The organism is Mangrovimonas cancribranchiae (assembly GCF_037126245.1).
Taxonomy (GTDB): Bacteria; Bacteroidota; Bacteroidia; order Flavobacteriales; family Flavobacteriaceae; genus Mangrovimonas; species Mangrovimonas cancribranchiae.
In genome coordinates, this window is the sequence record NZ_CP136925.1 from 1,253,745 (window position 1) to 1,275,324 (window position 21,580).

Annotated in this window: 19 protein-coding genes; 8 read left to right on the forward strand and 11 right to left on the reverse strand. The window is 31.6% G+C overall.

Features of this window, described 5'->3' with window-relative positions; all coding sequences use genetic code 11:
- Positions 1-4: 4 nt before the first annotated feature.
- Positions 5-1,069 carry a DUF3667 domain-containing protein gene (locus R3L15_RS05565; protein WP_338733754.1) on the forward strand — a complete coding sequence of 355 codons (1,065 nt, stop codon included), beginning with the start codon at positions 5-7 and terminating at the stop codon, positions 1,067-1,069.
- Here the strand turns inward: R3L15_RS05565 and uvrA are convergent.
- Positions 1,056-3,848: an excinuclease ABC subunit UvrA gene (uvrA, locus tag R3L15_RS05570; RefSeq protein ID WP_338733755.1), complete on the reverse strand. Its 2,793-nt coding sequence runs from the start codon at positions 3,846-3,848 to the stop codon at positions 1,056-1,058. The genes R3L15_RS05565 and uvrA overlap by 14 nt on opposite strands.
- 242 nt (positions 3,849-4,090) lie before the next feature.
- On the opposite strand from uvrA, the gene R3L15_RS05575 reads away from it, so the two are divergent.
- Positions 4,091-4,675 carry a sigma-70 family RNA polymerase sigma factor gene (locus R3L15_RS05575; RefSeq protein ID WP_338733757.1) on the forward strand — a complete coding sequence of 195 codons (585 nt, stop codon included), beginning with the start codon at positions 4,091-4,093 and terminating at the stop codon, positions 4,673-4,675.
- Positions 4,676-4,902: 227 nt separating this feature from the next.
- On the opposite strand, the gene nth is transcribed toward R3L15_RS05575, so the two are convergent.
- Positions 4,903-5,562 carry an endonuclease III gene (gene nth, locus R3L15_RS05580; RefSeq protein ID WP_338733758.1) on the reverse strand — a complete coding sequence of 220 codons (660 nt, stop codon included), beginning with the start codon at positions 5,560-5,562 and terminating at the stop codon, positions 4,903-4,905.
- Between the two features lie 34 nt (positions 5,563-5,596).
- Here nth and bcp point away from each other — a divergent pair, with 34 nt between their 5' ends.
- Positions 5,597-6,049 carry a thioredoxin-dependent thiol peroxidase gene (gene bcp, locus R3L15_RS05585; RefSeq protein WP_338733759.1) on the forward strand — a complete coding sequence of 151 codons (453 nt, stop codon included), beginning with the start codon at positions 5,597-5,599 and terminating at the stop codon, positions 6,047-6,049.
- A 28-nt stretch (positions 6,050-6,077) separates the two neighbouring features.
- On the opposite strand, the gene R3L15_RS05590 is transcribed toward bcp, so the two are convergent.
- Positions 6,078-7,529, reverse strand: a complete 1,452-nt coding sequence (locus tag R3L15_RS05590) for a TonB-dependent receptor (RefSeq protein WP_338733760.1) — start codon at positions 7,527-7,529, stop codon at positions 6,078-6,080.
- Positions 7,530-7,622: 93 nt separating this feature from the next.
- Here R3L15_RS05590 and R3L15_RS05595 point away from each other — a divergent pair, with 93 nt between their 5' ends.
- Both R3L15_RS05595 and R3L15_RS05600 read left to right on the forward strand, forming a co-directional pair.
- Positions 7,623-8,384, forward strand: a complete 762-nt coding sequence (locus R3L15_RS05595) for an MBL fold metallo-hydrolase (protein ID WP_338733761.1) — start codon at positions 7,623-7,625, stop codon at positions 8,382-8,384.
- Positions 8,384-8,917: a hydrolase gene (locus R3L15_RS05600; RefSeq protein ID WP_338733762.1), complete on the forward strand. Its 534-nt coding sequence runs from the start codon at positions 8,384-8,386 to the stop codon at positions 8,915-8,917. The genes R3L15_RS05595 and R3L15_RS05600 overlap by 1 nt, the downstream gene beginning before the upstream one ends.
- Here R3L15_RS05600 and R3L15_RS05605 read toward each other — a convergent pair.
- The 5 genes from R3L15_RS05605 to R3L15_RS05625 all read right to left on the reverse strand — a co-directional run bounded on the left by R3L15_RS05605 (position 8,914) and on the right by R3L15_RS05625 (position 14,163).
- A complete protein-coding gene (locus tag R3L15_RS05605) occupies positions 8,914-9,561 on the reverse strand; it encodes an alpha/beta fold hydrolase (RefSeq protein WP_338733764.1) in 648 nt (215 codons plus the stop codon). The genes R3L15_RS05600 and R3L15_RS05605 overlap by 4 nt on opposite strands.
- 18 nt (positions 9,562-9,579) lie before the next feature.
- The gene (locus R3L15_RS05610) at positions 9,580-9,903 is read right to left on the reverse strand and encodes a hypothetical protein (RefSeq protein ID WP_338733766.1); all 324 of its coding nucleotides are present in this window, start codon (positions 9,901-9,903) and stop codon (positions 9,580-9,582) included.
- 7 nt (positions 9,904-9,910) lie between these two features.
- On the reverse strand, positions 9,911-11,167 hold the full coding sequence (locus R3L15_RS05615; RefSeq protein ID WP_338733767.1) for a dihydroorotase: 1,257 nt from the start codon (positions 11,165-11,167) through the stop codon (positions 9,911-9,913).
- A complete protein-coding gene (locus tag R3L15_RS05620; RefSeq protein WP_338733768.1) occupies positions 11,164-13,086 on the reverse strand; it encodes a BatA domain-containing protein in 1,923 nt (640 codons plus the stop codon). The genes R3L15_RS05615 and R3L15_RS05620 overlap by 4 nt, the downstream gene beginning before the upstream one ends.
- A 69-nt stretch (positions 13,087-13,155) precedes the next feature.
- Complete coding sequence (locus R3L15_RS05625; RefSeq protein WP_338733769.1) at positions 13,156-14,163, reverse strand: glycosyltransferase family 2 protein; 1,008 nt, start codon at positions 14,161-14,163, stop codon at positions 13,156-13,158.
- A gap of 104 nt (positions 14,164-14,267) precedes the next feature.
- Between R3L15_RS05625 and R3L15_RS05630 the strand changes: the two genes are divergently transcribed.
- From R3L15_RS05630 to R3L15_RS05640, 3 genes are all read left to right on the forward strand, one after another.
- Positions 14,268-16,157 (forward strand): peptidase M61, encoded by a 1,890-nt coding sequence (locus tag R3L15_RS05630; protein WP_338733770.1) that lies wholly within the window; start codon positions 14,268-14,270, stop codon positions 16,155-16,157.
- Between the two features lie 280 nt (positions 16,158-16,437).
- The gene (locus R3L15_RS05635; protein WP_338733771.1) at positions 16,438-16,932 is read left to right on the forward strand and encodes a hypothetical protein; all 495 of its coding nucleotides are present in this window, start codon (positions 16,438-16,440) and stop codon (positions 16,930-16,932) included.
- Positions 16,913-17,503, forward strand: coding sequence for a hypothetical protein (locus R3L15_RS05640; RefSeq protein WP_338733772.1), 591 nt, complete (start codon positions 16,913-16,915; stop codon positions 17,501-17,503). The genes R3L15_RS05635 and R3L15_RS05640 overlap by 20 nt, the downstream gene beginning before the upstream one ends.
- Positions 17,504-17,534: 31 nt before the next feature.
- On the opposite strand, the gene R3L15_RS05645 is transcribed toward R3L15_RS05640, so the two are convergent.
- The 3 genes from R3L15_RS05645 to R3L15_RS05655 are packed head-to-tail and all read right to left on the reverse strand — an operon-like array spanning position 17,535 to position 21,543.
- Positions 17,535-19,025 carry a S10 family serine carboxypeptidase-like protein gene (locus tag R3L15_RS05645; protein WP_338733773.1) on the reverse strand — a complete coding sequence of 497 codons (1,491 nt, stop codon included), beginning with the start codon at positions 19,023-19,025 and terminating at the stop codon, positions 17,535-17,537.
- Positions 19,026-19,058: 33 nt separating this feature from the next.
- On the reverse strand, positions 19,059-19,823 hold the full coding sequence (locus R3L15_RS05650) for a TIGR02757 family protein (protein WP_338733774.1): 765 nt from the start codon (positions 19,821-19,823) through the stop codon (positions 19,059-19,061).
- Between the two features lie 31 nt (positions 19,824-19,854).
- Positions 19,855-21,543: an LIC_10190 family membrane protein gene (locus tag R3L15_RS05655; RefSeq protein WP_338733775.1), complete on the reverse strand. Its 1,689-nt coding sequence runs from the start codon at positions 21,541-21,543 to the stop codon at positions 19,855-19,857.
- Between the last annotated feature and the right edge of the window lie 37 nt (positions 21,544-21,580).

Sequence of the window (21,580 nt, forward strand, 5' to 3'; positions counted from 1 at the left end):
AATTATGCCAACCAATTTGAAATCTTGCTCCAATTGTGAGCAACAGTTTTATGAATCCTATGCATATTGCCCGTATTGTGGCCAAAAATCAAAAGATAAACTCACTCTTGGTATTTTGTTTAACAATACCATAAGTAATTACTTCTCGGTAGACGCTAGATTTTTTAAAAGTTTTATCCCATTAATGTTAAAACCAGGTTATTTGGCTAAACGATTTATTGGTGGTAAGCGTTTATTATATCTACATCCAGCGCAAATGTATTTGTTTATTTCGGTGGTGTTTTTCTTTCTGTTTTCTTTTGTGGCCAATCAACAAGCAAGAGATATAGATACATCTATAAAAAAGAACTTTGAACATGCGAAAAAAGTCGTAGACTCCATATCTCAAAATCCGTTAGATTCTGTTCAGGTAAAAAACTATATGAAGCCTTATACAGATAATAAAGAAGTTCTAGGATTAACAGAGCAAGAGACACAGGAATTAGATTCTATAATAAAAACCAAAAATAACTCGGAGTCTATATTTAATTCAGGGTTTAATCAAAGAAGGATTGACTCTTTAATAAACGTAGGCGCTTCAGATAAAACCATTTATAAGGAAATGGGACTTGAAAAGGATGCAAGTTACTTGAAGCGAAAATTTTATGAGCAAGCACTTAAGTTTTATAAAAGTAAAAGTGGCGGCTCTATTTTAAAGCGTTTTTACGATACGATTCCTATTGCCATGTTTTTTTTATTGCCAATTTTTGCCTTGCTACTAAAATTATTTTATTACAGAAAAGGTACTTATGCGTATCATTTAGTATTTAGTTTCTACTTTTTCGCTTATTTATTTACGGTATTTAGTGTTTTATTACTATGTAATTTTATATGGGGGAATTTTCCTGATTGGCTAACGGGATTAATTATATTATCTACCTTTATCTATTTCTTTATTGCTGTAAAGCGCTTTTATGAACAAGGGTGGTTTTTAAGCTTTCTAAAAAGTAGTTTTATTGTTTTTTTCTTTTTTACATTATTAATACCTATTACTATGTTTTTAGGTTTTTTTGCTTTTATGTATTACTAAGTTCTTGTTTTAAGTATACTCCCGTTAAGGATTTGGAATTCGAAACGATATCATGAGGCGTACCTTGTGCTACAAGTTCACCGCCTTTATTACCGCCACTTGGCCCAAGATCTATAATGTAATCGGCGCATTTAATAAGCTCTAAATTATGTTCTATTACAATGATAGAATGTCCTTTATCGATAAGTGCATTAAACGATTTTAAAAGCTTTTTTATGTCGTGAAAATGAAGTCCTGTTGTTGGTTCGTCAAAAATAAAAAGAGTATTGTCGCTTTTGCTTCCTTTGCCTAAGAAAGATGCTAATTTAATACGTTGCGCCTCACCTCCAGAAAGCGTAGAGGAGCTTTGTCCTAAGGTAACGTAACCTAAACCAACATCTTGAAGTGGTTGAAGTTTGTTAGTTATTTTACCTTGCTTGTGTAATTCAAAAAATGCAATAGCATCATCTATAGTCATATTTAACACATCGTCTATAGATTTATCCATGAAAGTAACTTCAAGCACTTCTTTTTTGAATCGTTTACCACCACAGGTTTCACACGTTAAATGAACATCGGCCATAAACTGCATTTCAATGGTAACTTGGCCTTCGCCTTTACAAGTTTCGCATCGCCCACCATCAACATTAAATGAAAAATGTTTCGCTTTGAAGTTTCTTATGGCGCTTAATTTTTGATTAGCAAAAAGCGCTCTAATATCATCGTAAGCTTTAATATAAGTAACCGGGTTAGAACGAGAGGAGCGACCAATGGGGTTTTGATCGACAAACTCAATGTGTTTTATGTTACTAAAATTTCCTTCAATACTTGAAAATTGTCCTGGTTTATCGCTAAAATCAGTAAGTTGTTTTTGTAAAGCAGGAAACAAAATCTTTTTTACTAATGTACTTTTTCCACTTCCTGAAACTCCAGTAATTACGGTAAGCATGTTTAAAGGAAAAGTAACATCTATATTTTTTAAATTGTTTTCTCGAGCGCCTAAAATATCAATATGATATTTTGATGTTCTTGGTTTTGTAGAAGGCTCTATAGTTAAAGAACCATTTAAATAGCCTGCAGTTAATGAGTCTGATTTTAAAATAGTGTTGTAATCGCCAACAGCAACTACTTCACCACCAAATGTTCCTGCTTCTGGACCAATATCTATAATTTCATCTGCTGCTTGCATGATATCCTTATCATGTTCAACAACAATTACAGTGTTTCCTAAATCGCGTAGCGATTTTAAAACTTCTATTAGGTTTTCGGTATCTTTTGGGTGTAGCCCTATACTAGGTTCATCAAGAATATACATCGACCCAACCAAACTGCTGCCTAAAGAGGTTGCTAAATTTATACGCTGACTTTCGCCGCCAGATAGTGTATTGGATTTTCTGTTTAATGTTAAATAGTTTAAACCAACTTTTTCTAGATAAGAAAGCCTGTTATTTATCTCTGTTAATAAGCGCTCAGCAATATCGTTATCATGTTTACTTAACTCTAATTTCTTGAAGAATTTGGTAAGTTGATCTAATGACATTTCCACTAAATCCGTAATACTTTTACCGTTTATTTTTACATAATTAGCTTCTTTACGAAGTCTACGTCCATTACATGCTTTACAGGTTGTTTTACCACGATATCTTGAAAGCATGACACGGTTTTGAATTTTATAAGCTTTGGCCTCAAGTTCTTCAAAAAAGCTGTTAAGTCCTTCAAAATATTTGTTTCCATTCCAAATAAGTTGTTTCTGGTCTTCTGTTAATTTGAAATAGGGTTTATGAATTGGAAAATCGAATTTATGTGAATTGTTTACTAGCTCATCTCTATACCAGCTCATACTTTCACCTCGCCATGGGAAAATGGCATTTTCATAAATGGATAATGCGGTGTTTGGGATCACTAAATCTTCATCTATACCAATAATATCGCCATAACCTTCGCATTTTGGGCAAGCACCATAAGGATTATTGAAACTGAATAAATGTACATTAGGCTCTAAAAAATCTATGCCATCTAATTCAAACTTGTTACTAAATTGACGTTGATTACCATCAGCTAAAGATTCTATAATGCAAGTTCCTTTACCTTCAAAAAAAGCGGTTTCTATAGCATCTGCTAGTCTGTTATAAAAATCTTCATCATGTTTTGTAATAATTCTATCAATCACTAAAAAACTATTATCGTCAACATTTTCTGCAGAAACATTATCAAGACGTTTAACCTCTCCTTGCGTTTTTATTCTAGCATAACCTTGTTGCTGTAAGACTTTTAACTTATCAGCCATAGCTCTTCCTTCTTCTAAATGAATAGGAGCTAAGAGTAGTAGTTTTTCACGTTCATTAAAAGTTTTAATAAATTGAAGCACATCGGAAACGGTATCTTTTTTCACTTCGTTTCCAGAAATAGGTGAGTAGGTTTTACCAATTCTAGCGTAAAGGAGTTTTAGATAATCGTAAATCTCGGTAGTTGTTCCAACGGTCGATCTTGGGTTGGTAGAGTTTACTTTTTGCTCGATAGCAATGGCGGGAGCAATACCTTTAATGTAATCTACTTTAGGCTTGTTTAATCGTCCTAAAAATTGTCTGGCGTAGCTAGATAAGCTTTCAACATAGCGTCGTTGTCCTTCGGCATATAATGTATCGAAAGCTAGACTAGACTTTCCCGAACCAGAAAGCCCTGTAATAACAACCAGCTTATTTCTTGGTATAACAACATCTATATTTTTTAAGTTGTGGAGTTTAGCTCCTTTTATAATAATGTTTGTTTTTGGATTAACTTTTGAAATATCTGTTGCCATACTTTATTGTAAAATAATTTTACAAAGATACAATTTGATTTTCAGGATTTGAAGTCTATTTCGGGTATCATAAATGTTAAAATAGCGTCTTTTTTTTGCATATTAAAAATTATTGTTGTTATATTTGGACATATTAACCTAAAAATCACTGCAGTAGCCTATAGCATAATTTTACTTTTTTAAATCTTAACCCCAACAAACACATCTATTTATAGTATAAGTGTGTTGAAAAAGTAATGATTATGGAAAAAGAACTTATCACAGATGCTACTCTTATAAAAAACTACATAAATGGTGATGAATCATCACTAGAGCAATTAATACTAAGACATAAAGAGCGTATTTATGGTTTTATATTTTCTAAAATATACAATCATGATATTGCAAATGATATTTTTCAAGACACTTTTATAAAAGTTATAAAAACGATTAAAAAAGGAAAGTATAACGAAGAGGGTAAGTTTTTACCTTGGGTTATGCGCATTGCTCATAATTTGGTAATCGATCATTTTAGAAAAAGCAATAGAATGCCAAAGTTTAATAATACTGGTGATTTTAATATTTTTTCGGTGTTAAGTGATAACACATTAGATGCCGAAAAGAAAATAATAAAAAGTCAAGTAGAAAGCGATGTTAGGCGTTTAATAAATGAACTTCCAAACGACCAAAAACAAGTTTTGGTTATGCGTATGTATAACGATATGAGTTTTAAAGAAATATCTGAAAAAACAGGTGTTAGTATTAATACAGCATTAGGTAGAATGCGTTATGCTTTAATTAATATGAGAAAAATTATAGATAAGCATAATATTATTTTAACTAATTAAACAATAAAATATTAATAGCTTCGTTAAGTAAAGTAATTAACCCATAATAAATATTAAATGGCAAAACTTTACTCAAAAAAAAATCCTCAAAAAGAAGTTAAATTGAACCCTAAGGATGAAACCATAAAATTTCTCCTAGATTATTCGAAGGCTTTAAGTGTTATAAATTGTAATAAAATGAAGTTTGAAGCGCTTCTAAACTAAACTTTGAAAGTCCTGATTAGTCATCAGGACTTTTTTGTTTTCATATAATCATTAATAACAGATTTACGTCCAATAGTTTTTGTGATAATATCGTTATCTAAATTCCAACCTCTGGCAGGCGAATATTCTCGACCATACCAAATAATTTGTAAATGTAAATCGTTCCAAAGTTCTTTAGGAAATAACCGCTTAGCATCTTTTTCGGTTTGAACCACATTTTTACCATTACTTAATCCCCAACGGTACATAAGTCTGTGAATATGCGTATCTACAGGAAAAGCAGGAATACCAAAGGCTTGCGATAGTACAACCGCAGCAGTTTTATGCCCAACAGCGGGGAGTTCTTCTAACTCTTCGTAGGTTTTAGGTACCTTGCCATCATGCTTTTCAATAAGTATTTTAGAAAGTCCATGAATACCTTTACTTTTCATAGGTGACAACCCTACCGGTTTAATAATTTCTCTAATATCATCTACAGTAAGTTTAACCATATCATAAGGGTTATCGGCTTTCTCAAAAAGCAAAGGCGTAATCTGATTAACACGAACATCGGTACTTTGCGCAGACATTAGTACAGCAATAAGTAAGGTATAAGGATCTTTATGATCTAAAGGAATAGGGATAGTAGGATAGAGGTCTTTTAAGGTTTTTATAACAAAATCTACTTTTTCTTGTTTAGTCATAGTTGTATTTTTACAGAAACCAAAGTTAAGAATTATGACAGAATTAAAACCAGGAGATCAAGCTCCAGATTTTACAGCAAAAGATGAACAGGGTAATAATATTTCATTATCAGATTATAAAGGAAAAAAATTAGTGTTGTTTTTTTATCCTAAGGCTAGTACACCAGGGTGTACTGCCGAAGCTTGTAATTTAAGTGATAATTATAGTCGTTTTACTGAAAATGGATACGATATTTTAGGTGTAAGTGCCGATAGCCAAAAAAGACAAACAAATTTTAAGAATAAATATAATTTTCCTTATCCTTTGTTAGCCGATGAAGATAAATCTGTAATTAATGCTTATGGTGTTTGGGGGCCTAAGAAATTTATGGGTAAAGAGTACGATGGTATTCATAGAACAACATTTATAATAGATGAAAACGGTATTATAGAGGATGTTATTAAAAAGGTAAAAACCAAAGAGCACACAAACCAAATTTTAGAATAAAAAAAAGCGGCAATTAAGCCGCTTTTTTTTACTCTTTTCTAAGAACTTCTTCAGCCTCAAAACCAAAAAGGTTCTTCTCTTTAATGAGTTTTGAAACTCCTTCAGGGAGCATATTTTCCCAGTCTTGTTCGCCATCGGAAATCTTTTTTAAGACTTTTCTGGAGAAAACACTTAAGTTTTTAGGGTTGTAGTCTGTAATATCAACTACCTTACCATTATATTTAAAGAATTTATATAATTCTTTCATTCTTGGATGTACTTTTAAGTTTTCACTATTAGTAAGCGAACCATCTTCGTTTTGCATAGGATATAAGTACACACGTAAATCCTTAAAGAATAATTTACCAAAAGCTTCAAGGATGCCACCACTTAAATGGCGGTAATATTTTTCATCAAAAATATCGACTAAATTGTTAACTCCCATACATAATCCCATACGGTTTTTGGTGTATTGAGAGAAGTATTCAACTAATTTGTAGTATTCTTTAAAGTTTGAAATTAAAACGGTTTGCCCTAAAGAGCATAGTAGTTTGGCACGATCCATAAAATCTTGCTCGTCTATTTCTCCTTCGGCACGTAAATTAGATAAGGTAATTTCAAATAAAACTTGTGTGCGTTCTTTTTCTACTTTATTTTCTTTTATGAACATGTCGTAAGATTTCTTAAACATATCCATATTTACTTTAGTTACAGGTCTAAAACTACCTCTTAGTGCTAAGATATTCTTTTTATAAAGTACGGCTGCAGGAAGCACATTGTTACCATCTGGGGCAAACATAACGGCATCTGTCATACCGTTTTTAACCAGTTGTAAACTCATTAAGCGGTTATCTACATCTTTAAAAACAGGACCAGCAAAGTTAATGGTATCAATCTCTAATTGGTCTTTATCTAAATGATCGTAAAGATAACGTAGTAGTTTTCTTGGTTCGTTATACTTGTAAAAAGCGCCATAAATTAAATTGGTGCCTAAAATGCCAAGTGTTTCTTGTTGTAACCTAGCATCGTTTTCTTTAAAACGGATGTGAATAACAATTTCGTTATAATCCTGCTCGGGGTCTATTTGATATTTAAGACCTACCCAACCATGGCCTTTATACTTTTTTGCAAAGTCTATTGTTGCTACAGTGTTGGCATAAGAGAAGAATAGTTTATTAGGATGTTTATCGCGTGGTAACCTTTTTTCAATAAGATTAACCTCATGATTTAACATTTTACGTAATCTAGCTTCGGTAACATAACGTTTATCGTCTTCTATACCGTAAATAGCATCACTAAAATCTTTATCGTAGGCCGACATGGCTTTTGCTATGGTTCCAGAAGCACCACCAGCTCTAAAAAATTGTCTTACAGTTTCTTGTCCAGCACCAATTTCGGCAAACGTACCGTAAACGTTTTCGTTTAAATTTATACGAAGTGCTTTAGATTTTATTGATGGAATATCATCAAATTCTTTATCTCCTTTTAAGGTAATCTCCATGGTTTAATTCAGGATTAATCTTTAATACAAAGGTATTAAAAAGGTATACGAAACAAAAAAATAACCTTACTTTTGTTGTTAAAACCAAACGCTTTGAAAGTAACTTTTTTAGGTACGGGAACATCTCAAGGAATTCCTATTATTGGTAGCGATCATCCTGTTTGTTTAAGTGAAAACCCAAAAGATAAACGACTTCGCGTGTCTGTGTTAATTGAATGGGACGATTACACATACGTTATTGATTGTGGCCCAGATTTTAGACAACAAATGTTAAGAGCTAAATGTCATAAAATAGATGGTATTCTTTTTACCCATGAACATGCCGATCATACGTCTGGACTTGATGATATACGCCCATTTTATTACCGTCAAGGTTCTATACCTATTTATGCTCAAGAACACGTTATTTCGCAATTAAGCCAACGTTTTTATTATCTTTTTGATAGTAATAACGGATATTTAGATAAATCGGGAGTTAGCATAAATACTATAGAAAATGCACCTTTTAACTTAGGTGATATTGAGGTTATCCCTATTAAAGGATCGCATTATAAAATAGATGTTCTTGGATTTCGATTTAATAAGTTTGCTTATTTAACCGATATGAAGTTTATTGCCAATGAAGAACTAGAAAAGCTTAATGGTGTAGACGTTTTAGTTGTTAATGCCCTAAGATTAACCCCGCATCCTGCACATTTTAATTTAGAAGAAGCCATGGAGCTAATAGAAAAGGTAAATCCTAAAAAAGCCTATTTAACACATATTAGTCATTTGTTAGGTTTTCATGATGACGTAGAGGCAAATTTACCAGACCATATCTCGTTAGCTTATGATAATTTAAAAATCCAGATATAATGAAGCAAAGAATTTTTATGTACTTGTTTATTTTCACACTATTGTTTGTGGTATTTCAATATGTGAATTCTAAAAAAATACTAGAAGAATATGAAAGTAAGATTTCTACCTATGAAGAAAAGGTAAGTACGTTAGAACAAAACTTAGTAGAAAACCAAGAGATGATAGAGCAGTTACAAGAACAAGCTTTTAACATGTCTCAGTTTTCTTTAGAAGATAGCGATGCAGCGATGACGTATTTTGAGGATCAAGGCTATAGAATAAGTGATTTAGCACCGTTTATAAAAGATCAACTTTACGAAACTAATTTTGCAGAAAGAGATAATCATCCAATTGTACCTTACGCGCCTATGACTGATGGCAAAATGATGATTGATGCCATTAGAATATTAAACCATAAATGGATTATAGCCAATTTTTCTGATGGTAAATATTGGGGTGAATTACTTATTTCTTATGAAATTACCGAAGAAAAAGAACTTAAATTTGAATTGATAAAGTCGTTTTTATATCCTATTCAAGTACCATCTTAAAGATGTAATTTATCACTCAACCAATCTTTAAACTCGTAAAAATTAGTTGGGGCAACACCGTGGCCAACAGGAAATTCAGAATATTGGTGTTTAATATGTAAACGGTCTAACATTTTAGGCGATTGTCTTGCCCATTCAACTGGAATAACTTGGTCCACACTACCATGTGAACAATAAAAGTCTAAGTGACTATAGTTTTTATCTGAAGCATTTTCAGGAATAATATTAGCATTTATGTAACCGCTTAAAGCGATAACTTGTTTTATTTTTTCAGGATAAGTTAAAGCAACAGCATAACTTAAAATAGTACCTTGACTAAACCCAAGTAGGGTAACATTATCTTTATTAACAGGATATTTATTACAGGCCTCATCAATAAAACTCGCTATTAAATCTCTCGATTCCTTAGCTTGTTCATCGTCACTCCATTTGCCTTTTTCGGCATCAAAATTTATAGCATACCAAGCGTTACCATAAGGTTGTAACGAATAAGGTGCTCTTACCGAAATAATAAACAATTCGTCTGGTAGTTCTGAAGCAAAGGAAAATAAGTCGTTTTCATCGCTACCATAGCCATGAAACATAATAAGCAATGGTGCCTTTTCTTTTAATGTTGAAGGTCTTGTAATATGAAATAAACTCAAAGTTAAGGTGTTTTTTTATTAAACATTTCTAAACCAATCTTGAAACATTTCTCCAAGAACAGGAATAGGTTTTGTTTCTCCTTTAAAGGCATGATATATTCCAAACAACCAGCAAACAAAAGTAATAGTCCAGCAGGCTGTTCCTAACCAACTATTAACATATTTTTCAATAACATTAGAACAAATAAGCATAATAATTAACCCTAACATTTGCCTCATATGATAAGATGTAAAAGGGTTTTTCTTTTCCATGTTCATAACAAAAGCAACAATAAGACCAACAAAGGTAAAATAACTTACTATGGCTAATGTTTTTCCTTCTTGGATGGTTGATTGGTTCATAACAGTATTACGATTTTAATGCGATTTTATTATTTGAAATAATCCCATAAACTTGCCCTTTTAACGTTTGGCCAACGAAAATGCTGTTTTTTGATGTTGATACTATAGCATCATGTTCAAAAATATACTTTTCATTAGGATTAAAAAGTGTTATACAGGCTTTGTTTCCTATATTAATACTGGAGTCTTCAATATTAAAACGTTGCTTACCTCTTGTAAGTACATCTATCGTTTTTTTAGTAGTAAATAATGTATTTAGCGCGCCAAATGCCGACTCTAAACCTATAGTTCCATATAAAGCGTGATCAAATTCAACTTTTTTATGCTCAATATCAATAGGCGTGTGGTCTGATGTTACCATATCTATAGTACCGTCTTTAACACCTTCTATTAACGCATCAATATCTTTTTGTGTTCTTAGTGGCGGCATAACTTTATGGTTAGTGTTGAAACCTTTCAACGTATCGTCTGATAGGAATAAGTTATGAATAGCAACACTACAAGTCACGTTTAATGTTTTCTTTTTGGCTTCACGTATTAAATCAACAGATTTCTCTGTTGATATTGTCGGTATATGAAGTTTACCTTCGGTATATTCCAAAATAAATAAATCTCTAGCAATATGTAAATCTTCGGCTAGATTAGGAATCCCTTTTAAACCAATAGATGTACTTGTAAAGTTCTCATTCATAACACCTAATCCAGCAATGTTTTTTTCAAATGGAAATGACAATACTAGGCCATTAAAACCTTGTGCATATTGTAGTGCTATTTTTAAAATATTTGGGTTTGTAATTGGACTTTTATAGTCACCAAAGGCAATAGCTCCAGCATTTTTCATATCAAACAACTCGGCTAAATCTTTCCCTTTACTAGCTTTTGTTAAAGCACCAATAGGATACATGGTTACAGCGTTATTGTTAGCTTTGTCTTTAAGAAATGTTACATTGGAGGCGTTGTCTATAATAGGGTTTGTATTTGCATTTAATGCAATATGTGTAAACCCTGAGCAAGCTGCTGTTTTAAGGCCGTTTTTAATAGTTTCGCGTTCTTCAAAACCAGGCTCGCCAAAAGAAATACTACTATCAAACCAGCCTTGCGAAACGTGTAAATTGTTTAATACTATTTCTTTGTAGTTCGCAGTATTTTTTATCGATTTCCCAATTTTTTTTATAGTGCCATTTTCTATAAGAATATCTACAGTTTCATTGTGAAAATCACTTTTAGTGTCAATTATAGTGGCAGATTTAATTAATGCGTTCATTTAAGATATTTTAGTAAGAGCATTTCTATTAATACGAAAGCCATGGCAAAAATAACAAACCATTTCCATAGCTCGTTAATATTGGTTTCACTTTTTATGTCGCTTAATACTTTTGGAACCGAATTATACGTTTTTAAGTCCTCAAAAACAGTTAGATCTTGATAAGTTAATTGGCTTTCTTCTCGAAGAGAATTGTAACTAATTTGTTGTATTGTTTTATTATTATGTACAACATTATAAACCCCAGCTAAAGTTAGGTAATTGTTTGTGGTAAGTGTAACTTTATTTGCATACGATTGTTGTTGCGGAATATATTTTTTATCGTTTAACTCTAATGTTAACACATCATCTTGATTAAGCGATATAGGAACATCAAAAGTGGTTAAAACATCTAAATTGTTATATAAGGGAGGTGTTTTTAAACTCTGTGTACCTATATTATAAAGTGTTGGAACAATTAATGGCGAGTTTTGAAATGTTGAATTTTGAAGGTTTATAGGTGATGTAAATAGATATAATGTACCATTTTGTGCTAAAAACGGACTATCGTCTTCATACTTAAGAATACTAGAAAAACGATTCCCAGTGACGTTATAAAAACTGTTAACCTTAGGGTATTGAAAGTTATCTACTTTATTGTTAAATACATTTAAAAAAGTAGGATGATCGTAATTTATAGTCGTAATTCTTTTTTCGGCAGATAATAGCTTAGTCAACTTTGTGCCATAAGGTGCTAGTAGACTGTTATAAGTAGCTAATTGTCCTGTTTTATTTGGAATTAAAATAACATGTCCGCCATTTTGAGTAAAGGTATTTATCGAATTTATTAAAGGTGTTGGTAGACTCTCAATTTCATTAAGAATAATAAGATGTTGCGATTCTATGTCGCTATAGTTTAGGCGTTCTAAATTAGTAATTGTAAGGTTGAATTCATCTTTAGAAAAAATACGCTTAAGAAAGTTACTGTCTGTTTCTGCTACAGCAAGTACATTAATTTTTTTTGAAGTATTAATGTTAAAGTAAAGCGTGTTGTCAAATTGTAGGCTAGTATCATCAATACTAATTTTGCCTTGTAAATTATTGCTTTTATTAATAGAGAAAACAGCAGTATTAGCTTCGTTTAAGTTTACAGAGGTTTTGGCTATTAATTTGTTATTATTAAATAGAGATACAGGAATAAGGTCTGCATTAGAATTATTACTATTTACAAGTGCTGTTAATTCAATTAAAGACGGTGTTTCTTTAGAAATATAAAGCGAATCTATAATTAAGTTATTGGTCGATTCTGGAATTAATTGTACCGCTTTAAACGCAATATTATCATTTGGTTTTGGTTTAAATAAATCGTCTTTCAGCTGAAAGTCTGAAATAAAGATGAAGTTTTTAATACTGTTTTCAGAATTATTAAATAGCTTTTCACCTTTTAAGTAAGCTGCTTCATAACTGAGTTGATTGTTGGTGTAGTCTAATTGAAGTAATTCCTTTTTAACACCGTTTATGGTCGTGTTTTTAAATGTGGCATTATTTGTAAAAACAGACACATTATTAGAATTAGAACTTTGAGAAATTAAATCCTGTACAGCACGTTTAAATAATTCACCTTGTTTTCCTTTAGCTTGCATACTATAGGAATTGTCTAGGTATATAACTGTTTCCAGTGGCTTGTTTAAGGCATTAGACTTAGACGTATATGGTTGTGCAAAAGCAATAATTATGGCAGTTAACAAGCATAATCGGCTTAATAAAATCAACCATTTTTTTAATTGAGAACTTTTTCTAGTTTGAAGTTTAACCTTTTTTAGAAAAGCAACATTGGTAAACGCTTGTTTCTTAAACTTACGTAATTGAAATAAATGAACAATAACAGGAATAATAAGAGCAAAAAGTGCGTATAAAATTTCCGGGTGTTTAAATTGCATTCCAGTTAGGTTTAATACAAAAATAACGTTTACACTTAAATTGAAAACCTTTTAACAACAAATTAGTTTTTAGCAGAAAAAAAAGTAATCGTCCATTGCAGTCATTTTTAAATCATTAAAATAGGTCTTTATTATAGTTTGTTGCTTTGTATTGGCAACAGTTATAATACTTTGCGGATTTTCTAGCTGCTTAAGATACTCGAAAGGCAACATAGGTTGCTTGTACACTTTTTTATTTATTTTATTAGGGTTGTTACAAATCCAGAAAAAGGGAATGTTTTTGCTAATTAAGCTTTTAGCTATATGTTTTCCTTTAAATCCTGCGCCCCAAATGGCTAAAGGTCTCTTGTTATCGTAATCTATTTCTAAAAAATAGTTAAGCTTGATATCTAAAAAGTAATTTTGAGCGTAATGTTCGTGAGTTCTTGACGTACGAGAACCATAATCACGCCAATGATGCAAAATAGTATCACAAGGAATACATGTTAAACCATATTTATAAAACCTGAAAGTTAAATCATAATCTTCTGGATAGCGATTTGGGTTAAATGCTTCACAGTGTAATAAGTCGCTTTTATAAACCATCCAACAAGGGGAAGGAATAACACATTCTTTATAAATTTCAGAAAAATTGCGTCCTTTCATGGTAAGTTTATTAAGCCATTTCTCATATTTTAAATACCCGTTACTTATACCAGTTTCATTAAAATACCTAACAAGTCCTAATGCGACATGACTTTTACCGTGTTTTACTAGACTTTCTCTAAGTTTTTCAAGCTTATAGTTTGGCATAATATCGTCACTATCCATGCGTGTAATAAGCTCTCCGTTGGCTTTAGACAATGCAAATCGTAAAGCTTCAATAATACCAACGCCATCCGATTTAAACAATTTTATACGGTTATCGAGTTCGGCATAAGCCTTTACAACTTCATAACTATTATCTGTAGAGCCATCATCAACAATAATAAGTTCCCAGTTTGTATACGTTTGTTTTAGAATAGATTCTATACATTCTGGAAGGTATTTGGTAGTGTTTTTAAAAGGCGTAAGGATACTAATAAGATTGTTCTGCATGTTCACGAAGATAATAATTTACGCTTTTAACAAAATCTTAAGGATAATAAATGTAACACATAATATTTTTGAGCGTCAACTAAACATATTAAAAACCGTAAAACATGAAAAAAACATTTGCTATTTTAAGCATTAGCACACTTTTAGTCGCTTGTGGCTCTTCAAATAAAGTTGCCGATGATTTAGCTGTAAGCACACCAATTGCTTCAAAAATCGATTTAACTAAGGTTGAGAACGATCAAGTGCCCGTAACTATTAATCCAGGACGATTTACTGCCGAAACAGTAACATACCGTTTGCCAAAAGTAGTTCAAGGAACATATTCGGTAAGTGATTTTGGAAAATATATAGACAACTTAAAAGCTTTTGACTATGATGGAAATGAGCTTACTGTTGAAAAAAACGATACCAATACATGGACTATTGCTAACGCAAAGAGTCTAGATTTTATTACTTATTTAGCAAATGATACTTTCGATCAAGAAGTAACAGGAGGCATAGGAGGCGATGTACCTTTTTCACCAGCAGGGACAAATATAGAGCCAGATAATTATGTACTAAACTTACATGGTTTTATAGGGTATTTCGATTCGCTTAAAAACAATCAGTACAAATTAGATGTTGTATCTCCAGCCGATTTTGTTAGAACTTCAGCATTGCAAAATGTAGCAGAAACCACTTCTGCCGATGGTAACACAGTTACTACAAGTTATTTTGCACCGCGTTATTTCGATATTACAGATAACCCAATGATGTACGGAAAACTAGATGTTGAAGAATTTCAAGTAGGTGATATTAAAATTGTATTAAGCGTTTATTCTCCTAATAAAACGCATACGGCTGCTCAGATAAAAGAGACCATTAATAAAATGATGCAAGCACAGAAAACCTATTTAGGCGATATTAACAGCACACCACGTTACGATATTTATTTATACTTATCTCGCGGCGACGAAAAATCACCTAAAGGATTTGGTGCTTTAGAACATCATACATCAACAGTAGTAGTTATGCCAGAAGCTATGCCATTTAACGCGCTTTCTGCAAGTATGACAGATGTAGTGTCTCATGAATTTTTTCATATTGTAACGCCATTAAGTGTACATTCTGAAGACGTGCATTATTTTGATTATAATAACCCAACGTTCTCTAAGCATTTATGGATGTACGAAGGTGTAACCGAATATTTTGCAACACTTTTTCAAGTAGACCAAGGTTTAGTTAGCAACGATGATTTTTACACTAAAATCATGGATAAAATTAAAACCTCAAGAGGTTTAGATGATACTATGAGTTTCACTATAATGAGTGAAAATATTTTAGATGAACCTTATGCGAGTAACTATTACAATGTGTACCAAAAAGGGGCTTTAATAGGTATGTGTATCGATATTTTAATGCGTGAAGAAAGTAATGGAAATCGTGGTATTTTATCGCTAATGAAAGAACTTTCTATGAAATATGGTAAAAACAAACCATTTGAAGACGATAAAATACTAGAAGAGATAATTGCTATGACATACCCTTCAGTTGGGAACTTTTTAAACACTCATGTAGTTGGTGATGTGCCAATTAATTACAACGACTTTTTTGAAAAAGTTGGATTAGAAATGGGGGAAAGCAAAGTAAAAACAAACTATATTCAAAATGCAGGAACCTTAATTGTTAGTGCAAATGCACAAGCAGGTACTATTTTCTTTACAGAAGCTGTAAAAGAGAACAGTTTTTGGAACGAGCATGGCGTACAACCAAACGATGTTATTAAAGCCATAGATGGTGAAGAAGTAACCTTGCAAAATGCCCAAACTATCTTCCAAAAGGTATTTATGTGGCAACCAGGAACCGATATGGAGATGACTCTTTTAAGAGATGGAAAAGAAGTGACCATAAAAGAAACTTTAGAGCAATCTTACACAACTGGAAGAACACTTAAAGAAAAAGAAAATGCTACCGATGCACAAATTGCGTTACGCAACGCATGGTTAAAAGGCTAATCTTTTTTTCAATAAATTAAATAAAAAACCACGCCTTGAGCGTGGTTTTTTATTCTTAATATTTAGCAGCTTTTTTATGTGATATTACTTATAATTAATACTATATAATTTTATTGAGACATTTAATCGATAAGTTTTAATTTATACCGTTATTACATTTTATGGTAGGTGTTTAATCTTAAATAGAAGTAATTAAAAATTATAATCGTATATTACTCATAGTTTAATAAATAACATATAAAATTATATATTATGAAAAATTTAATTTTATTGTCTTTTATTGTCTTTTATTGTCTTTTTTCTGTCATCATGCTCTAATAATTCTGTTGATGAAAAGATTCAATATAATAAGAAAACTGATAAAGTTGTCACTACTAATAAAACAATTGGTATTTGCCCTCCAGGGTATGTTCCTGTTTGGGAGTTTGAAGTGACATTTACTCTTTTTAAAGCATTTACGACTTGTTCTAATGGATTTGGTTTCTGTTTTGTGAGATCGACAATCACTTTAGATTGTAAAAAGAGAGTATTAACAACAGCTAATTATAATCCAGTTTCTAAATCAATGAATGTAATGATCGAAGCGCTTAATGACAAAATAGCAAGAGTTTGGATTGATTCTAATGCTGTATCTTCTCCAGATCACTCTTTATCAGATTTCGATAGTATGGATATTGGTGATTTAGAGTTAACAAATGGAATAATATTAAAAGCAGGAGTATACCCTAAAAATATTTCCGGAAATTATTTTTATTATGATGTGCCTTTTAAATAAAAACCTCTTAATTAAGGATCTACTTTTAATTCTCTCCTTGCTATTTACCAATTTTTTATTTGGGCAGAATGATAAATACTTTGATACACCAAAGGACTATTTAAATTATTTAAATAAAAAACTTAAAATAGAATCCTCAAATGTATATTATTTGTCTACTGAAAGTGATTCTTTGAATGGTAGGTTTGAAAAATTTGGAATTGTTTTATTAATAACAGGAAATAAAATAACAACTATTAATGAAGTGGCAAAAGAAATAGGTGTAGAATGTTCTCCAAATAGAATGTTTCCTAAACTAACTGAGGATAACATATTAAATGTTTCTGATCAATCAGATATGATTGAAAATGTCATCCTTAAAAAAATGAGTGATGGTCAAAGCATTAAATTAAGAAATAAAAAAATAGCGTTATATACTTTTTCATATAGATTTGGAAAAAAAGGTAAATTATTTTTGAAAGAGAAAGAATTTTTAGAAAGAATAGGTTACAAAACAATTATACTTTCAATAGACGGCGCCTATATTAAGAGTTTAATTGATATTGATAAGACACCTGTTTATGTTAAGTGATTGTTTTTTGTATATAAAATAGATTTATAATTTAATATTTAGCAGCTTTTCCTGTAGATGATGTTTTGGTAATAAACGCCCTTAAATCGTCGTTTGCTTTAATAAGGTCGTCATGTCTTAAATACATCATATGGCCGCTTCTGTAGCCTTTAAACATAAAACGATCTTTCATTTTACCACTAGGATCTACTTGCCACATGGTATATTTAGCGTTAAAGTAAGTCGTAGCACCATCGTAATACCCAGATTGAATAAGTACATTTAAATATGGATTAGCCGCCATAGCTTGGCGTAAACGCTCTCTAGTATTATCGTTTTGTCTATCCCATGGATGCACATTACCAAACATGTTGTATTTAGCATCGGTTTTAAAGTTTAATTGCTCTTTAATGTAATAATTAATTGCTGGAGTAAAAGAATGTAACCACGACGATAGTTCGGCATTGTAATCAGGCGATGTACCAGCATCGGTTTTATCTAAACCTAAATATCTAGAATCTAATCTACCTATGGTATGTCCACTTTTATCACGTAATAAAGCTTTCCAGAAAAATGATGTCGGAACATCTAAATTATGTTGTAGAATATCATTTGTTGATAACCCTGAATAGTAGGCCATTTTATTGGCAATGGTTTGTTTTTCTTCTTGAGTAATAAACCCACCTTTTGATAACGCTGGCAACAACGTATTAATACTATAATTTTCAACTTCTGGTAAAATATCAAGTAAGTCTTTTTGTTGTAATTCGCTAGGTAATGCTTTGTGGTACCATGCTGCAGCAGTATAATACGGTAAGTTTAATGCAGAGGCTGTTGGATTACCACGATAAATAACCTTATAATCGGCAGGAGAAACCATAATTACCCCATTTAAATACATCCATTGGTTGTTTTGTAATTCTTCAGAAAGCCCCATAACTCTAGTGCCGCCATAACTTTCACCAATAATATATTTAGGAGATTCCCAACGATTATAACGACTTACAAAGGTATTCATCCATTCGGCTAAATACTTGATATCGGCATTTATTCCAAAGAATTTATCACGATCTGGATATTTTCCTTCTTTATTTTTTACCATGCGTGAGTAACCCGTATTTACAGGGTTGATGAAAACTATATCGGCTACATCTAAAATAGAATTTGGGTTATCTTTAACTCCGTAAGGTTGTACCGGATAACCTTCATCATCAATATTTAAAACTTTTGGACCTGTATAGGCTATATGCATCCAAACTGAAGCCGATCCTGGTCCGCCATTAAAAGAGAAAATCAATGGACGTTGCGAGGCTTTATTTACATTATTTCTTTTATAGTAGGTATAAAATAACGTGGCAATAGGCTCTCCGCTGTTATCCCAAACGGGTTGGGTGCCTGTTTTTGCTGTATAATTAATTTGTTGCCCATTTACAGTAATGTTATTTGATGTGGTAACTACTGTATCAATCTGTACTAATCTTGATTGTGCATGAGATGTTACACCTACGAGTGTGATTAAAAGCAATAACGAATAACGTATCATAATAATGAGTTTTTGTAAAGATAAGTGAAGTTTTTAAAACCCTTCGAAAACACCTAAGCCAAATAGTGCAAAGTCATATTTTACAGGGTCTTCGGAGTCTAGTTTTCTTAGTGCTGTATCTAGCTCTAATAAAGCTTTAGCATCGTTTTGTTTTCTTTTAAGAAGTCCTAATTTTCTAGCGACATTTCCTGAATGAACATCTAACGGACAAGATAATTGAGAAGATGATAGACTCTTCCATAAACCAAAATCTACTCCTGTATTATCATTTCTAACCATCCATCTTAAAAACATATTAATACGTTTGGCTGCCGACTTTTTAAAAGGGTCGCTAATATGTTTTTGAGTGCGTGGTTGGTGTTCTATTTCAAAAAAAGTATGTTTAAATTTATGAATAGCAAATTGTAACGAATCTTCTTGTGCATGTGTTTTAAAAACATGTTCGAGCCCTTGATGATTGGTGTAAATATGCTGTAATCCTTTTATAAATGTTTGAAAATCTTGACCATTAAATGTGCGATGTACAAAAGGTTGAAGCTGTTCTAAATCAGTTTCGGAATGGTTTAATACAAAATCGTATGGTGAATTCCCCATAAAATCCATCATTCTTTTGGCATTTTTAATAATACTTTTTCGGTTGCCCCACGCAATAGTAGCCGATAGAAATGCGGCTATTTCAATATCTTCTTTTTTACTGAATTGATGCGGGACTTGAATAGGGTCAGTTGTAATAAACTTTGGGTTATTGTATTGATTAACTTTTTCGTTGAGGAAAGTTTTTAGGTCGTTTTTATTCATAGTGGACTAAAATACTTTTTTTAATTGAGTATTAAGGAATGATTTTTTTAGAGATAAAACCGTCTTTTAAATTGTTTGTTCGCTGTTGTGGAATAGTTTTGAAGTATTTTTTAAAATAATCTAACTGTTGTTTATTTAATGCAGGTAGTGGCGCATTATGTGTTCCCCAGAAAAAATCACTAGTTGCTGGAGAATAAAAAACAGTATTGCCTTCCTTTATTTTCTTGTAAGTTATTTGGTTTTCATTCGTGTTTTCATGAGGAATTATGATGGTTCTCCATGAAATGTTTTTTAAACTATTGGGTATTGGTAGTTGCTTTGTTACTGGTAGCATGCTAAGGCTTGTAAAGATAATGCTAACAACTAAAAGTGTTATAATAGCTTTTTTATGTTTGAATAGTTTTGCCGCTAATAAACATGTGAAAAATAATACAAACCCGAGATAAAACCTAAGTTGCGGCGATGTTATTAAAAGTGTAAATAATTGTACTACCGCTACAATATAAATCAGGCTTAATGCTTGTTTTTGCTTTAATTTCCTATAAACTAGTGGCGTTAAAAGGAATGTAGTTAATGCCATAAGATTTAATATACTATCTATACCATTATTGGTAAGCCAATGTATTATGTGTTGTAGACTATTTGAAGTATTGTATGTGTTTGGCGTAAGCCCATAACCATAGGATTTTAAATATTGAAACAAATAGCCTTCAACCGATGTTGGTAATGCCCAAGAGGTTTTTAGTGTTTTAATTGTAGTTAATGGGTAAATAGGATTTCCAGTGATGATTATATTCTTGACGATTAAAATACTAGTAGTTACGATAAGTAATACCAACGCAAATTTTATTATTTTTTTAGTGTGTGGTCTAAATTTTATAGTAAGTATTAGAGGAATTATGATAAACCAGAATGTGGTAGCTTTTATAAGCCATAACGTAGCAGTAAGTATCCATATCGATTTAAGTACATCAATACTAGGTAAATCTTCAAAGAATAGAGCAAGATATAGTAATAAAACGCCTAAAGTATATATAGGCAAATCGGTAGATGGAGAAGCAATAAACATAAAGCCAACAACATTTGTAATTGGCCATAAACCTACAACAAGGTTATAGTAGCGTTTATTTTGATTATTTACATATAAGTTGAGTTTTTCCAATGCAAATAAGTTTATTAAAATAAGTAATAAACCGTTTAAATCGTTAAGGTTATTAGTTACAAAACCAAATCCAAAAATACTTTGTAGGGCATGCCAACCCGATGCTTGTCCTAAAAATGGATGCAAATTAATTAAGCCAGTTACCATGCCATAGTTTGTAAACCACTTTATAGATTGTATATAGTAAGACTCATTATCCGGAAGTGTTGGTGGTCCAGAACATTTTAAAATTACAAGGATTATCGTTATTAAAAAGAGTACTTTAAAAATAGTATTCAGCTGAAAAAAACTAGTAAAAGCATTTTGATATAATGTGATAACCTCTTGTTTATATTTTATGGCAAGTAATATTACTATACTAATTAAAGTAAGGTGAAATCTTATATTTAAAGAAGATACTATTGTCCAAAACAATCCAAAAAGGATAACACCAAATATACCGTGAGCAATGGTTTGTATAGGATGACTTTTCTGTATGCCTAGTAACTTATTTACACCTATACCTACAATACCTAAAATTACTAGAGTGTAACAGTAGGATAGGAGTATAAGCAGCATATTTTTATAGGTTGGTATTAGGTACTAATGTAAGTAT

Coding starts and splice junctions, on each gene's coding strand:
- R3L15_RS05615 (WP_338733767.1), bottom strand. CDS start 11,167: ATGAACGCATTAATTAAATCTGCCACTATAATTGACACTAAAAGTGAT.
- R3L15_RS05600 (WP_338733762.1), top strand. CDS start 8,384: ATGAAGCAAAGAATTTTTATGTACTTGTTTATTTTCACACTATTGTTT.
- R3L15_RS05590 (WP_338733760.1), bottom strand. CDS start 7,529: ATGGAGATTACCTTAAAAGGAGATAAAGAATTTGATGATATTCCATCA.
- R3L15_RS05645 (WP_338733773.1), bottom strand. CDS start 19,025: ATGATACGTTATTCGTTATTGCTTTTAATCACACTCGTAGGTGTAACA.
- R3L15_RS05630 (WP_338733770.1), top strand. CDS start 14,268: ATGAAAAAAACATTTGCTATTTTAAGCATTAGCACACTTTTAGTCGCT.
- R3L15_RS05620 (WP_338733768.1), bottom strand. CDS start 13,086: ATGCAATTTAAACACCCGGAAATTTTATACGCACTTTTTGCTCTTATT.
- uvrA (WP_338733755.1), bottom strand. CDS start 3,848: ATGGCAACAGATATTTCAAAAGTTAATCCAAAAACAAACATTATTATA.
- nth (WP_338733758.1), bottom strand. CDS start 5,562: ATGACTAAACAAGAAAAAGTAGATTTTGTTATAAAAACCTTAAAAGAC.
- R3L15_RS05625 (WP_338733769.1), bottom strand. CDS start 14,163: ATGCAGAACAATCTTATTAGTATCCTTACGCCTTTTAAAAACACTACC.
- R3L15_RS05575 (WP_338733757.1), top strand. CDS start 4,091: ATGGAAAAAGAACTTATCACAGATGCTACTCTTATAAAAAACTACATA.
- R3L15_RS05565 (WP_338733754.1), top strand. CDS start 5: ATGCCAACCAATTTGAAATCTTGCTCCAATTGTGAGCAACAGTTTTAT.
- R3L15_RS05640 (WP_338733772.1), top strand. CDS start 16,913: ATGATGTGCCTTTTAAATAAAAACCTCTTAATTAAGGATCTACTTTTA.
- R3L15_RS05655 (WP_338733775.1), bottom strand. CDS start 21,543: ATGCTGCTTATACTCCTATCCTACTGTTACACTCTAGTAATTTTAGGT.
- R3L15_RS05610 (WP_338733766.1), bottom strand. CDS start 9,903: ATGAACCAATCAACCATCCAAGAAGGAAAAACATTAGCCATAGTAAGT.
- bcp (WP_338733759.1), top strand. CDS start 5,597: ATGACAGAATTAAAACCAGGAGATCAAGCTCCAGATTTTACAGCAAAA.
- R3L15_RS05650 (WP_338733774.1), bottom strand. CDS start 19,823: ATGAATAAAAACGACCTAAAAACTTTCCTCAACGAAAAAGTTAATCAA.